The organism is Pedobacter sp. GQ55 (genome assembly GCF_059758925.1).
On the sequence record NZ_JCAXEI010000003.1, the window covers coordinates 688,744 to 703,377 of the forward strand.

The following is a 14,634-nucleotide window of genomic DNA, read 5'->3' on the forward strand; positions in this document are numbered from 1 at the left end:
GTAATTGTTAGAATATGTATTTAACATTTAACCCGCCATAACCATTTCGTTTTGGCGAGGGATTAAAATATGCTGGCTGACCTCCGTTAAAGCTGGCTGCATTTAACGAAACAATGGAGCTGTAGCTTTTATCCAAAATATTATCCAGACCTGCGTAAACGTTTAATTCAAGGTGTTTAACTACTTGTTTCTTGTAACCCAATTTGGCATTTACAACATTATAAGATGGATTGTAGCTTGTATTCGCATCGTTTAGCGGCAGTTTATCACTATAAAAATAGCTTCCGTAGAAATACAATCCGCTTTTGGTTTCCAGATCTATCCCTGCATTTACCGTCCAAGGTGCAATACCTGTTAGTTCATTTCCATCGTATGTGGCTGTGACCTCATTTTGAACATTTAAAGTCTTATAGTCTTTAAATTTAAAATCTGAATAGGTTATTGCCGCAAATGGACGTAAGCTAAGAATCTGGCTATCGTCTTGCGCTTTAAATAACTGATAGGATAACGACAGTTCTACACCATTATGGCTTGTTTTACCTGAATTATTATAGATGGTGATGCCTTGCTGGATGGATTGGGCAATAAGCTCACCTTTCATGTCCATTTTAAATAACGCAAGATCATACTCCAGGCGAGATTTTAAGAGATTTCCTTTTGCATTAAACTCATAGTTCAAGCCTTTTTCTGCCTGCAAATTTGGATTGATAGCACCATCTACATTCTTTATTTCGGAACTTGAAGGCGGAGAAAACCCTGAACTAACACTTGCATGTAAGCTGATCGCATCACTGAAAGTGTGGCTAAGAGCAATGCGTGGTGTAGCTTGCGGGTCAAACTTTTTTACGCCGCTCTGGTTGGGTTTCAGGTAATCCCGAACATCGTAATTCAGCCTGTTATAGCTAATACCTAAAGTTAAGGTAGTCTTTGGTGCGAGCTCTGTTTCAGACTGATAAAACAACGAATATTGGGTGTTCCAATAATCAATATTAGAATTTATTGCTCCTTCTTTACCCTGATTGTTTACATATTGTGTTCCTTTGGTCAGACCACTGTTAAACTCAGCGCCAATAGTAAATTTGGTAGGTAAAAGACTAAAACCAGGATCGTAGGCAAAGCGGGTTCTGCCACCATAACTTTGGTATGTATTACGGATATATGCATAAGGAAGTGGGTGATTCAAATCGTAGAAATACGTAAAGACACTTGTGGTGTTAGAGAACTGATCGTTAAAACGATATTGCTGCCCCAGACCTACCCTCGTCCAGTTCTGATATCTTCCGGCCGCTTTATCTAGATTTGTAGCGTTTGCTTGCTTTGGGTTTGCAGCAACCTGATCCTGACTTAGTGAGCCGGGGATTTGCGAGTACTGTGTTGTTCTATTCAGCATTAAGGTAATAATGCGTTTATCGCTTGGAAAAAGCTGGAAATTCCCGGTTAAAAATCTACGCATATCTTTGCTATGCTCACGATAGCCATCGTATTCCTGCCAGCCATATGAAGCATAGCTATTCACTTTATCTCCACCGCTTTTGTAGGTGGTGGCTAAACGGTGTAAGCCATAAGAACCAACAAGTGCAGAAGCTTCTACGCTTTGTTCCTGGTATGGCGATCGCTGTAATTGAAAGTTAATAACTCCCGCTGTTCCTGCACCATAGATACTTGAAGCAGGGCCTTTTATCACCTCCGCCCTGCCGATACTGTTTACATCAAGTGCTTCAATTCTGGTAGTACCGTCGGCTTCTGTAACCGGGATTTCATTTACGTAAACCTTTACGTTACGAATGCCGTAAGACGCACGTACACCATTACCTCTTATTGAAATTCGGGCTTCTGAGAGTGTGCTTTGATCCATTCGAACACCGGGAATTGAGTTTAAAGCAGGCTGTAAGGAAACTGCACTTCCACGGCTGATGTCTCTTGAGGTGATCAACGATATTCCTCCTGCCGTTTCTTTGCTCGTTTTGTTTTCACTATAACCTGCAACCCTCACTTCATTGAGGCTTACTCCGTCTGCTTCTAACTGAACATTCAGCTCACTTTGATTGGGATTGATTTTAATGACCTGCGATTTGTAACCGGGTAAAGCCGCTTTTATTAGTCCGTCTGGCTGATCGCCATCGATTTCAAAGTATCCTCTGGCATCCGAGCGGCCTACTTGCCTTGCAGTATTTGTTGTTAAAATAACGTCCGCTAAGGGCTGACGTGTTTGAGAGTCGTAGATATGGCCTTTAATAGGCTGTTCTTGAGCTTGCGTATGACAAAACATCATAACCAGCCCCATAGATATATATAAGTATCTGAATAGGTGCATTATAAAAAATTAAAGTATAATTGTTATTCCATGAAATATCAGAATGTAACATTCTGTTGCAGGTATTGATTACGCCTGAGGTGGATGGAATATAGCAGCTGAATGCCTTGGAAGTGCAAAAGGCAGTTCTACAGGTTTAATTACTTTAGTTAGTTGGGGCAAAAAATTGAAGTTTGTTTTGCGGGTGATCAGAGCTTCCTGAAAGTGACTTTTTTGAGCAGCACGGCTTTGGTTCTTTTCTTTCTCCTGGGCCTGCTTAAGCTTTTTCATCAGGTAACACTTCCCGTTGCAATGCATCATGGGCTTGTCTCTGTTCTCACAAAGTTCCGATGCGATGTAATTCTTGTTCAGCTCAAATCCCGCATAGATGAAGAATCTGCTAAAATTAGCAGCCAACATCATGAAGATTAAGGAAAAAGCGATTAGGCCTCTGAACATAATTGCAGCAAAGGTAATGCTTATACGATATTAAACAACATATTTATTTCTTTGCACCGAAAGATAATGGGATATTGTATTTTACTCTTACGGGGCGACCATCTAATACCCCCGGAATCCAGGCTGGAGAATTTTGAATGGCCTTTACAGCAGCCTCATCGCAACCATCGCCAATTCCTTTTTCTACAACCACATTGGTTATTTTCCCATCCATTTCAACAACAAAGGAAAGTATAACTCTTCCTGAGGTGCCATTTTTTTTTGCTTTATCGGGATAAACCAAACTTTCTTTAAGATATGCTGCAAATCCCTGCATCCCTCCCTTAAATTGAGGTGGAGATTGAAGTTTATTAAATTTAATTACATTGATGGTATCCATTGTCCCAACCATTTTTTGGTAAACTTTACTGGAATCAACTTTCTTTGAATCGGTTTGCGAAAAGCCTAACAGTGGCAAGGCTAGAAATAGTAAAATAGAGCGTGTTTTCATACTTGAAACTAATATAAAAATTTTTTCTCAGATCGTTTAATCTGAATGGATCTAAAGTGTAACATTTCCCTTATCAATTCTTCTAATGGTTTAGTCTGGTGCCAAAAAAGGTAAAAGTTCATCAATTACAATTTAAGTAAACTGAATGCTGCAATTTAATAACTTCCGAAAATCATATGGTTATCATCCGATTTTACAGATAGAAAATCTGACAATTAAGCCTGGTATCTATTGGATTAAAGGCATTAATGGTTCTGGAAAAAGCACTTTGTTAAAGTCTATTGGTGGATTTCTCTTCTTTGAGGGTGAAATATTATTGAACAACGTGAGCGTTAAAAAGGACGGTGTTGCCTATCGAAAAATGGTAAACTTTGCCGATGCAGAACCTATTTACCCTGAGTTTTTAACCGGATGGGAAATGATTGCCTTATTTGCAAAAGCAAAACAGGCAATCCCTGGTCAGGAATTGTATTTCATAGAAAGTATGAAAATGGAGAACTACCTGAGTAATGCAGTGGGCTCCTATTCCAGTGGAATGCTTAAAAAGCTCTCCTTAGTGCTTGCTTTTTTAGGTAGGCCTAAAATAATTCTGCTTGATGAGCCTTTGATTACTATTGATGCGGAATCATTGGACATACTATGCCAATGGATATTGAAAAAGCATGAGGAAGAAAACACCACTTTTCTTTTGTCTTCACATCAGTCACTAAATGAAGTGCTATTAAGGAAAGCCCAGGTACTGCTAGTAGATAAGCAAACACTTACGATGGAGAAATGAGACAATCGCCATTAACTAATGTATTGATGAAAATCTTCTCATCTGGTTTTTACCGCATGCATTCTGGAATGTTGATTTTCCTGTTTGGTACAATACTTTGTTATTGTTTTTTTATAAATACACTGGGGAGTGTTCCTATATGGGCTTTTACGGTTTGGAATTTGATGATTACACTGTCGTTGGTAAGCAGCCCGGTAATAATGGGTTTTTTCTGTTTGGCTGCTTTTATTTATGCCGTCAAAAGCTGGCAATATGTTACCACAGCGTTGGCGGCAAGAAATAACGAATTCCTATATCATAGCATTTCTTCATTCGGCAAATGGCAACAATTTAAAAGTTGGTTTTATGTGCAGTTTAACATATTCCTTCCACTGATAACCTATGCCGTATTCGCCTGCATAATCGGCTTTAATTTTGGTCATTACCTTATTCCTGTTGCTATTTTACTTTACCTGTTAACACTAATAATTGTTAGTGCAGTGATATATATAAGACACTCAAACAGGCTGATAGCTGTCGATAGGCAAACTGTCCTGATCAGGTTATTGAGGAACTGGAATAAGCCATTTTTTCTTTTATATACACTCTTTGTTTTTGATAAACTTAAAATCACCTATCTGATTACAAAAGCGATCTCCTGGACACTGATTATCGGGATATTTGCAGTTTTCTCAGATATTAAGGATGAATCTGCCGTCCCCAATTTAGTGGTATTAATGATCGTAACCGCGCATACTTTACTTATTTACAATGAATTTCGTTTTAACCAGAAGTATCTTTATTTCTCACGAAATTTCCCTTACAGCATATCAAAGCAGTTTTCAGGGCCTCTTTTAAACTATCTAATATTAATGCTCCCCGAGCTGCTATGGTTTATAGGTAATTTCTCAGTACATTCAGTTAGTCTTCTTCTACAGGTTTTTAGCACCCTTATCTTATTTAGAAGTTTACTTTATTGGATTGGCTTAAACATAAAAAATTATCTGATTTGGATTTTCCTGCTGTTTAACCTGGTGTTTGTTATAATCCTATACAGAATAACCTGGCTGCTGCCTCCTGTCTTTGTTTCGGTGGCATACTTTGTTTTCCAGAAAAACTATCTTAATAAAAATCTGATTGATTAATTATTTATCTTGATGCAAGATTTAAATCTTTAATTTAACATCGGTTAACAAATACAGGCAATGAATAGAATAGCTTTCATCTTATTATTATTGACATCTGTTTTATGTGGATTCGTACTGATCAAATCGCCGTCAAACATTCCGAAAAAGGGATTAATTGTTGATCTGGATGCTGATAAGGGAGTGGATGTAAACAAAGACAATAGAGTTGAAAAATGGACTAATCAGGCTTTGGTACCCCCGGTTAAGGAGTTTGTGAAAAGAGATGAAGGGCGAAAAGTCAAAGGTTCCGGGATGCCATCTTTAAGAAATGAGCTTTCTGAGCTAAACGGACACAATACAATTGTTTTTAACAAACAGGAACTTGTGGCTCATGATGAAGATGCATTTGATCATTTACTTACAGGAAATGGATATACCTGGTTTTGCATTTTAAAGGCCGCAAAACAATCAGGAGAGTTAAAAGATGTAAATTCCTTTTTTGGCAATTTAAAGAACGGCGGAAATTATGAAGGTATTTGGGCAGGCCTTAATGACAACAATAGTATTTGGATGGGCAGCAGAAATGGAATAACCTTTGGCCGCTGGGATAACAACAATCCTAAAGTTACAGCCAATTCTGTACTTGATTTCGACAAATATTATCTTTTAATGGGCAGGATGGGTAAAGGAACTGATACTGTTACGCTTTCATTGTACTTAAATAATGGGGCTTTGCCTGTTGTTAGCCATCCCTTCCCTGTTAATAAACTGGCAAATTCATCAAAGCTTTCCATTGGACAGGAACGTGATGCTATTGAGCACCCCGGTACGGAATCCTTTATTGGCGAGATCTCAAGGTTTCTGCTTTATGATCGTCCCTTAGGTGATCAGGAGTTAAATAGAACTGCAAAAGGACTCAAAAAAATGTACGATATTATTGATTAACCAGATTAAACTTTACGCAAACGTTTTCGCTGAAAAGCGAAGTATTTTCGTTCGCCGAAGTTTGATCTAAATGAATTTAAACACTAAATTCGGAAACTAGTGAAACCATTATGACTACAAGAAGAAGCTTTTTGCACAAAGGATTATAGAGGTAGCTGCAACTACCCTAGCCAGCATACCCTCTGTTTATGCCGAGCCATTTAAACTGGAATCTGATAAAGGAAAGACTGATCCATTTAAACTGGGTATTGCCGGTTATAGCTTTATTAATTTCAATCTGGATGAATCACTTAAAATGATGAAAAAGGTTGATGTGCATTACTTGTGTATTAAAGACTTTCATCTGCCTTACAAAAGTACTGCTGAAGAAATTGCTACATTTCATGCTAAGCTTAGGGAGAATGGTGTAACAGGCTATGCTGTAGGACCTATATACACCAAAACGAAGCAGGAAATTGACGATGCATTTGATTACGCCAAAAGAGTTGGTGTTGATTTGGTTATAGGCATTCCCTTGCATGCGGATCTGGATTATGTGGCTCAAAAAACAAAAGAATATAACATTCGTTACGCCATCCATAACCATGGCCCTGAAGATAAATTATATCCAAGTGCTGAAAGTATTTACAACCTCATCAAAAACCTTGATAATCGCGTAGGGATATGCTTTGATATGGGGCACAACAAAAGAGACGGGCGCGATTCGGTGGCTGATTTCCAGAAGTTTTCCAAACGCATTTTTGATATGCACTTAAAGAATGTAACTGCAGCCACAAAAGATGGCAGCACATGTGAGCTTGGTCGTGGTATAATTGACATTCCAGCGTATGTAAAAATGCTAAGAAAGATAAATTATACAGGCTCTTGCAGTTTAGAGTACGAAAAAGATATGAAAGACCCATTGGCCGGAATAGCAGAATCGATTGGGTATTTCAATGGTGTTTGTGATGGTACACGCTGATGTTACTTTTTAGGTAAAACGTGGTTATCTATGGCCCATTTATGCCATCTGTCACTTAAATCCTTTACTTTTTCAGGGAACTTGGCAGCAAGATCATTTAGCTCTGTTTCATCATTCTGTGTCTTATAAAGGTGCCATATAGAATCCTTGGATAAGGAAACCAGTTTCCACTGCCTTGAACGTACGTACCGTGCTTTAAAATGCTCATTGAACAGAAATTCATGTCCGCCATTTTCTTGGCCTTTAAATGAAGGAGTTAAGCTTAAACCCTGAATTGGTTTAATTGATTTTCCTTTATATACAGACGGATATTTTGCCTGGGCTATATTGATGAAGGTAGCCATAAAATCCATTACATGCCCTACATGATTACTCATAGCACCTTTCTTTGCAGTTATTCCATTGGGCCAAAAGGCAATCATTGGGGTACGGACACCACCTTCGTATGATTGTTCTTTAGCGTATTGATAAGGTGTATTGGCTACATTGGCCCATCTTTGCCCTATTGATGCAAAAGTGGTTTGTGGCCCCGGCAGTACTTTTTTATTTACAGGGTAGATAATCTCCTTCCCCTCTCTTGTTTGACCCGGTCTATCGAATCCTTTACCGTATTTTGAACAATCTTCAGGGCTCGCCCCGTTATCGCTTAAAAAAATAACAAGGGTATTATCTAACTCTCCTGATTTTTTTAATGCATCTATTATCCTTCCGATTCCCTGATCCATTTCGTCGACCATTGCAGCATGCACCGCCATTGCCCTTGCTCCCCACTCCTTATCTGGATTATTTTCCCACTTAAGTTCGTTGTTGATGCGTGGAGACAGCTTTGTTGTTTTAGGATCAATTATTCCCATTTTAACCATTCTGTCATACCTGGCTTCTCTTATTACATCCCAGCCACCTTTATAAGTGTCTTGATATTTTTCAATATCCTCGGGCTTCGCCTGTAAAGGCCAGTGAGGTGCATTTTGGGCTACATACAAGAAAAATGGTTGGCTTCCTTTACTGAAATTTTTTATGTAGGTAGCAGCGCTATCGTTAATAGCATCAGTATGATAATAGTTTTCAGGCACACTTCTAATTGGGGTTGTTCCACTAACCAAACTGAATGGATCAAAATAATCTACCACCCCCCAAAGTGTGCCGAAATACTTTTCGAACCCCCTGTTTGTAGGGTATTGTTCAAGAGGTGAAAATAACGGATGTTCAGTTTTATGATTAAGCCAGTCGAGCTGCGCTTCAGGTGTTACTTGCTCAACGGTATTGGACACATGCCATTTTCCAGACATTGCAGTTCTGTAACCTGCATCTTTTAGCAATTCAGCCAGGGTAACTACATCGGTACCTAATGCACCACGATAGCCATCTACATGCCTATCTGTAGTCATTTCACCTATACCTGCATTATGGTTATATACTCCAGTAAGTAATGCGGCTCTTGAAGGGGCAGCAACGGGAAGTATTATAGAACTGCTTATATCTGATTCCCTGAAACGCCAGATAATCGAGATTTGGGGTTTTTATTTCACCTCCATATGAACCTATATCCGAATAACCAAGGTCATCAGCGATGATCAATACAATGTTCGGTCTCATATCTTTTTTAGGTTTAACGTCTACTTTTTCATTAGCCGAATAAGTAAACGCGGTTATGGCTACCGATGTTAAAAGGCCAAAAACAAAGAAGGATTTTTCCAAAAACATACTTGATAAATTAGGTTGGTTGCAGCGCTAATATATCAATGAATAAGCGAAATCTCAGCTATTTTATCTAAAATCATGTAAAGAATCTGATGGATAAAATGTTGGATACGGGCCTATTTCAATATAATTATTTTATTCATATAAAATATATAACTAATTTGATTTTTAATTACTTATCACAAATTCAAAAAGCTAAACTCTAGCTAGGTTCATTTGGCCAAATATAATTTTGATAAGCGTTTGCAGGGACAAACAAGAATACTAATAATAATAGTAAAAAAACATCGGCATTAATTGGTTATCTTCGTTGTATAAAATCATACAATCACCTAATCTGAAAAAAACCAACGACGACTACTTAGTTGCGAGTGGTATTTGTAAAATGAACAAAGTTAATTTAAAAAAAATATCTCATTTATTTGCCCAAACTTATAGCGGCAAAATAACCCTCCTTTTATTGCCACTCGTTATCGGACTATCCTGCAGTCAGGCAAATAAATCTGAAAGTGTTAAAACCGCTGATGAGTCTTGTTCAGACAATTTACCTAGCAGGTATGGTCTATCGGTACAAAACAAACAAGACTCATTGTTATCATCAAATTCACACGGATCAGTTAAAGGAATGAAATGGATTCCCGGCGGTACATTTTTAATGGGTGCTGCCGATAAAGAAGGACGTGCCGATGAATATCCTTCGCATGAGGTTAAACTAGATGGCTACTGGATGGATGAAAGAGAAGTTACCAATGCGCAGTTTGCTGCTTTTGTTAAAGCAACTGATTATAAAACAGTTGCTGAGCGAAAACCAGATTGGGAAGAAATCAAAAAGCAATTACCTGAAGGCACACCAAAACCATCAGAGGATTTATTGGTAGCCGCTTCACTTACATTTAATCCGCCCACCAGACCTGTTCCTTTGCACGATGCATCGCAATGGTGGGCGTGGACACCCGGAGCCGACTGGAAGCATCCTGAGGGGCCTAAAAGTAATTTAAAAGGAAAAGACAGTTATCCTGTTACCCAGGTTTGCTGGGAAGACGCAAATGCTTATGCTAAATGGGCTGGTAAACGATTGCCAACAGAGGCTGAGTGGGAATATGCCGCACGCGGTGGGCAAAAAAGCACAATATATCCTTGGGGAAATGAACAAATTGAGGGTGGAAAACCAAAAGCGAATACCTGGCAGGGAAGCTTTCCAGACAAAAACACGGATTGGGATGGCTTTCACGGTTTAGCCCCTACCGGATCATTCCCTGCTAACGGATACGGCTTATTCGATATGGCGGGCAATGTTTGGGAATGGGTGTCGGACTGGTATACTAATGATTACTATGACACGCAGAAAGATAAAACTGTTACCAACCCTAAAGGTCCTGATAAAAGTTTTGATCCGGATGAACCTACCGTTCCTAAGAAAGTAACGCGCGGAGGCTCATTTATGTGTAACAGTTCGTATTGTAAAGGTTATAGAGTAGCAGCCAGAATGAAGTCATCGCCTGATACCGGCCTGCAAAATACAGGTTTCAGATGCGTAAGATCGGAATCTGCATCAAAAAAATAAACCCTAAAAAAGAGGGTGCCAAACTTATATTTATTTTTGACACCCTCTGATAAACTTCTGATATACTATTTCTTATACGCTCCTATTTCTGCTATAGCAGTAAATAGTCCATTTTTATAATCTGATTTAAATATCATTTTAAAGTACCTAAAGTTACGGGGTTCAAAAAACTCGAGGTATTGCTTTGTCCCGGAGTTTTCCATAGTAAATGCACCTAGGGAATTCCATGTTACGTTATCCGTACTAACTTGAATTTCAACCAATTTAGCTGCCCCATCTAAAGGAGTACGCTGAACATAAAATAATCCAGTTACATAATTAACTGTACCCATATCAAATGAAGCAGTATGCGGATAGCCGTGAGTTTTATCCATATGCCAAACCGTTGAGGTCTTTCCATCTAGTGCATTTTGCGGCGTACGTCCGGATGGAATATCATAATCTTCTGTTCCGCTAGTCCAGGTACTTCTGTTGTATTCTACTGGAGGGCCGGTAGCTTTCACAGTTTTAGTAACCGTATAAAATGTGTCAATTGATAGAGAGTCGGGCACATATAGGGTCCGGTATTCAAATGTTTCATTTTGACTAAAGTTGAACTGTACCAGTTTAGTAGTTATGGAATCTACAGGAATATTCAAAACGTGTTCTACATTTTGCTTGTCGGTATATTTTACCTCTGTGCCAATTACGGTCGCATCAGGTGTCCCCCATGTTATTTGAACAGTATCTTTCTCATAAATTGCGCGTTTTATCGGTCTGGCAAGTAATGACTCTATGTAATTACTACCATATACCTGCCCTATTGCATTTACCATAATTGATTTATTATTATTCTTATCAAATAGATAGATATCGAATGAATAAGAACCTTCAGCCATGTCATTTAGCCATAAATCCACAATATTAGATTCATTCGATGTTACAATTGGCACCGAAAGTGAGTCACTTTTGTTGTTCCAATAGATTACGGCCTTTGTAGCAGTAGGATCTATTAATTTCCAGCTTAATTTCATCCGGTTCTTGCCTGAATGAACCTTTACAGAATCTGCAGATCCTACATAGGTAATTGACCCCTTCTTTGTGAAATCTACATAGGTGGAGTCCATTTTACTGCATGCGCCAAATAAGATTAAAATTGCAGTTATTGTTATATAGTACTTGAGTTTTAAGCCCATGATTGTTTTTTATTTAATGAGATTACTTTTATCATTTCCCCAAAAAGTGAGTTCAGCGATGTAATGATGATCCAATGCTCCCCATACTTTGCTGGTTCTCCATCTTATATATCTAAAAGAAGGGGTTCCAGGCGGAATATCGAATTCCTCTCCATTTACCACCGCATATAGAAAATCTTCGCCGGTTACTGTGCCCTGAGGCGAACCTGAAGGTTTTACGGATTCGAATTCTCCGATTAATGTCCAGCTACCCCAGGAGCCGTCTAAATTTGGTTCATTACTACCCCATAATTCAAATAGTTTAGGATCTCCACCGGCATATGCACCATTTGTTGACTGTTGGCCATCACCTAAACGATGATAAAACTTAAACCGACTTAGATCCGATTCAACTCCCAAATCAAAAGTAAACCATTGTGCTAATCCTGTACCTGGCTTGGTATGAAATACATTTCCGCTATTCCAGCTATTATCCCATAAGTTTACCATGCCCGTTCCGCAACAGTGTTGCTCGTATGTATCGGTTGGCAGCCGTACTTCCTTAAATTTCGATTTATCCAATTGCTTTTCAAACAAAGGAGTAAGATCAATTTGCAAAGTATCGGAGTGGTTATTCCAGCGATCACGAATAAAAGCGGCAAACTTCCGTTTTACTGGAGCTAGACCACGAGAAGTAACATACCCTTCCTTTCTTTTAGTATAGAAAATATCGGCAGGAACAAAGTCACCGATAGAATCCAACACCAATAGATTGATTACTACATCGGCTTGTGCCTCATTTGTGAACCAAAGTCTTACACCTCCATATACTTCTTCCAACTGTAAAGATTTAAATACACTTTGAACTGGAGGAGTTAGTGGCGTTACTTTTATTATTACCGGTTCTGAGATTGTTTCTCCGCGGCTCACCGCGTATAATTTCACCTCATGTTCTTTTGTATCAGGAAATCCTTCTATGGTAAGATTATCCTTATAATATGAGGCTTTTACCTCCTTTTCTACCCCCTCTCTAATAGAATAAGTAGCCTTAACGTAAAGCATGTTTTCGGGTCTTGCGTAAGTAATTACTGCACCACCCGGTATACTTTTAACCTGAACATTTTTTACCGGACCGGGGGCAGCATCGCCCTTATCTAGCGGTTCAGTTGCAATTTCTTTGCAGCCTGATATGATTAAAATCATCAGACAAACTGATAATAAATATTTAAACATAATTACAGTTTTATTATTTGAAACATTTCTTAGATTCCGCATCATTACCAGCCGGGATTTTGGTTAATTCTTTTATTGCTTAATAACTCGCTCTCTGGTAGTGGCCATAAATAATCGCGGGTACTAAAGGTTTGATTGAATATTACACGTTCACGGTAATAATCAGCGGCATCTTCCTGACTTAAATCCCAGCCTGTAATTGGCTTATTAAGCTCCCCGGCTGCTTCTTTCCATCTTCGTAAATCCCAGAAGCGGTGGCCTTCGAATGCCATTTCAATAAGTCGTTCTCTGTGGATAATTTCGCGTAAGCCATCTTTATTCTGATATTTAGTAGGGTTAGTTGAGTAATTAGTCCACGAATCTTGTACGGTATGTAGCCCGGCTCTTGCTCTTATTAAGTTAAGGTATTTATATACGTCTTCGCTGGGTCCATATGCTTCGTTCATTGCTTCTGCATGGAGAAGATATACACTTGCCAAACGAATCATTGGCCATGGATAAGTTTGACTGGTATAGGTTGTAGCAGCAATTACATTATTGAAATTGACTAGTTTTTTAGGCCAGTATCCTGTAACGGAATAACTTCCTTCATTTTGCGCTGTTGCTGCCTGCCCTTTTTTACTGGCTACAAATAACATGCTTGCCTTATCGTCAAAAAAGCCTTGTCCGTACCAGATTCCACCATCAAAACCCAGATCCGCATAAAAGCGTGGTTCCCGATTAAAGTTTAACGAAGCGGTTACATAACCTTCCTGAAGATATTTATTGTCTTGAGCTGGTACCTTCTTTAGGTTAAAACGCCCTGCATAATCATAAGTATTATCTTCTTTAATAGGCACTCCGTTTTCACTATAAAACATCTCAGCTATCTTTAAAGGGGGCGCAATATTGCCCACAGTTGAGCCATTCGATGTATACCTGGGATCTAGTCCTCTGGGAGTAGCAGCTGCTTGTATACTGCCGGCCAGACTATTGGTGTTTCCCCAGATAATTTCAGGGTTCCATTTCTCTGTAATGGCATTACGGATGTTCATTTGGACTTTAATAGTATCGGAGACTTTATATTGAAAAAAGGCCGGGTTAAAGGTGTAAAGCTTATGCCCTAATGATTCGGTAAGCTCCACCGCTGCCTTTGTTGCCTGGACAGCCCGCTCCCATTTTGAAACATCATATACCAAACTAAAGAGCAGGTGTCCTTCTGGGTCTTTAAATCCGGTATAATCCGGATTCCCGTTAAACAATGGACTTGCAGCTGTAACCAATACTTCAGCTTTAACACTGAGCGCGATGGCTTTGCTAACTCGCCCAAGTTCAGAAACTTCATTTTCAATCTTTTCAGGAAGGTCAGGCGCTGCCTCATCCAATAGCTGAACAATATAATTTACGCAGGAATCAACAGGTGATCTTAGTGGGTAAACCTGATCAACGGGTGCATCTACCGGTATATTTACCTTAACCAAAGCAATGGGGCCATACATACGGAGCATGTAATAGTGATAATATGCCTTTAGAAATTTAACCTCAGCAGCCCATCGCGCCTTTTCAAGAGACTCCATATCGGGTACTTTATTAATGTTATCCAAAAAGATATTACATTCCCGAATGCCCTGATAAAGATCTTTACCTCCATTGACACCCTGCCAGTAATTCATATAAGAATTCACTTTATTTTGAGCACCACGTGCTATTTTCCATGCATTTACTCCGCTTGTTGGCACCAGCCAGAATTCATCGCCGGCGGCGTTAGCTGCATTGTTATCAAAATTACCCAATGCCGGCATATAGTTATAGCAACTAAACAAATACCTTTCGGCAGTGCTTCTTAAGCGAAATGCATACTCTATAGTGGCTATGTTATCAGGAGTTATGTCTAAAAACTTTTTACAGGAACCCAGCATGCAAACGGTAACAAGAATAAAAGCTATGTTTATCGATTTTTTCATCTGTTTA

General features: G+C 39.0%; 13 protein-coding genes. 5 read left to right on the forward strand and 8 right to left on the reverse strand.

Translation table 11 applies throughout. The features are described 5' to 3' along the window. Positions 1 to 7: 7 nt before the first annotated feature. From AC6CH7_RS11930 to AC6CH7_RS11940, 3 genes are all read right to left on the reverse strand, one after another. Positions 8 to 2,314 carry a TonB-dependent receptor gene (locus AC6CH7_RS11930; RefSeq protein WP_498262926.1) on the reverse strand — a complete coding sequence of 769 codons (2,307 nt, stop codon included), beginning with the start codon at positions 2,312 to 2,314 and terminating at the stop codon, positions 8 to 10. 69 nt (positions 2,315 to 2,383) lie between these two features. Further along, on the reverse strand, positions 2,384 to 2,752 hold the full coding sequence (locus AC6CH7_RS11935; protein WP_498262927.1) for a hypothetical protein: 369 nt from the start codon (positions 2,750 to 2,752) through the stop codon (positions 2,384 to 2,386). A gap of 43 nt (positions 2,753 to 2,795) precedes the next feature. Beyond that, positions 2,796 to 3,242 (reverse strand): energy transducer TonB, encoded by a 447-nt coding sequence (locus AC6CH7_RS11940; RefSeq protein WP_498262928.1) that lies wholly within the window; start codon positions 3,240 to 3,242, stop codon positions 2,796 to 2,798. Positions 3,243 to 3,387: 145 nt separating this feature from the next. Here AC6CH7_RS11940 and AC6CH7_RS11945 point away from each other — a divergent pair, with 145 nt between their 5' ends. The 4 genes from AC6CH7_RS11945 to AC6CH7_RS11960 all read left to right on the forward strand — a co-directional run bounded on the left by AC6CH7_RS11945 (position 3,388) and on the right by AC6CH7_RS11960 (position 7,032). After that, positions 3,388 to 4,020: an ABC transporter ATP-binding protein gene (locus tag AC6CH7_RS11945; protein ID WP_498262929.1), complete on the forward strand. Its 633-nt coding sequence runs from the start codon at positions 3,388 to 3,390 to the stop codon at positions 4,018 to 4,020. A 26-nt stretch (positions 4,021 to 4,046) separates the two neighbouring features. Next, positions 4,047 to 5,144 carry a hypothetical protein gene (locus AC6CH7_RS11950; protein WP_498262930.1) on the forward strand — a complete coding sequence of 366 codons (1,098 nt, stop codon included), beginning with the start codon at positions 4,047 to 4,049 and terminating at the stop codon, positions 5,142 to 5,144. Positions 5,145 to 5,204: 60 nt separating this feature from the next. Continuing rightward, positions 5,205 to 6,071, forward strand: coding sequence for a LamG-like jellyroll fold domain-containing protein (locus AC6CH7_RS11955; protein ID WP_498262931.1), 867 nt, complete (start codon positions 5,205 to 5,207; stop codon positions 6,069 to 6,071). A gap of 295 nt (positions 6,072 to 6,366) precedes the next feature. Then, positions 6,367 to 7,032 carry a sugar phosphate isomerase/epimerase family protein gene (locus AC6CH7_RS11960; RefSeq protein ID WP_498262932.1) on the forward strand — a complete coding sequence of 222 codons (666 nt, stop codon included), beginning with the start codon at positions 6,367 to 6,369 and terminating at the stop codon, positions 7,030 to 7,032. A 2-nt stretch (positions 7,033 to 7,034) separates the two neighbouring features. Here the strand turns inward: AC6CH7_RS11960 and AC6CH7_RS11965 are convergent, their stop codons facing one another. Both AC6CH7_RS11965 and AC6CH7_RS11970 read right to left on the reverse strand, forming a co-directional pair. Continuing rightward, complete coding sequence (locus AC6CH7_RS11965; RefSeq protein WP_498262933.1) at positions 7,035 to 8,420, reverse strand: sulfatase-like hydrolase/transferase; 1,386 nt, start codon at positions 8,418 to 8,420, stop codon at positions 7,035 to 7,037. 22 nt (positions 8,421 to 8,442) lie between these two features. Beyond that, complete coding sequence (locus AC6CH7_RS11970; RefSeq protein WP_498262934.1) at positions 8,443 to 8,736, reverse strand: sulfatase-like hydrolase/transferase; 294 nt, start codon at positions 8,734 to 8,736, stop codon at positions 8,443 to 8,445. 382 nt (positions 8,737 to 9,118) lie between these two features. Between AC6CH7_RS11970 and AC6CH7_RS11975 the strand changes: the two genes are divergently transcribed. Next, entirely contained in the window at positions 9,119 to 10,297 is a 1,179-nt protein-coding gene (locus AC6CH7_RS11975; protein WP_498262935.1) for a formylglycine-generating enzyme family protein, read from the forward strand. A gap of 65 nt (positions 10,298 to 10,362) precedes the next feature. Here AC6CH7_RS11975 and AC6CH7_RS11980 read toward each other — a convergent pair whose 3' ends face one another. Genes AC6CH7_RS11980 through AC6CH7_RS11990 form a run of 3 tightly spaced genes read right to left on the reverse strand, consistent with a single transcriptional unit; the run spans position 10,363 to position 14,627 of the window. Next, a complete protein-coding gene (locus AC6CH7_RS11980; RefSeq protein WP_498262936.1) occupies positions 10,363 to 11,472 on the reverse strand; it encodes a DUF4998 domain-containing protein in 1,110 nt (369 codons plus the stop codon). A 9-nt stretch (positions 11,473 to 11,481) separates the two neighbouring features. Beyond that, positions 11,482 to 12,684, reverse strand: a complete 1,203-nt coding sequence (locus tag AC6CH7_RS11985) for a DUF5000 domain-containing lipoprotein (RefSeq protein WP_498262937.1) — start codon at positions 12,682 to 12,684, stop codon at positions 11,482 to 11,484. Between the two features lie 44 nt (positions 12,685 to 12,728). Further along, positions 12,729 to 14,627 (reverse strand): RagB/SusD family nutrient uptake outer membrane protein, encoded by a 1,899-nt coding sequence (locus tag AC6CH7_RS11990; protein ID WP_498262938.1) that lies wholly within the window; start codon positions 14,625 to 14,627, stop codon positions 12,729 to 12,731. Between the last annotated feature and the right edge of the window lie 7 nt (positions 14,628 to 14,634).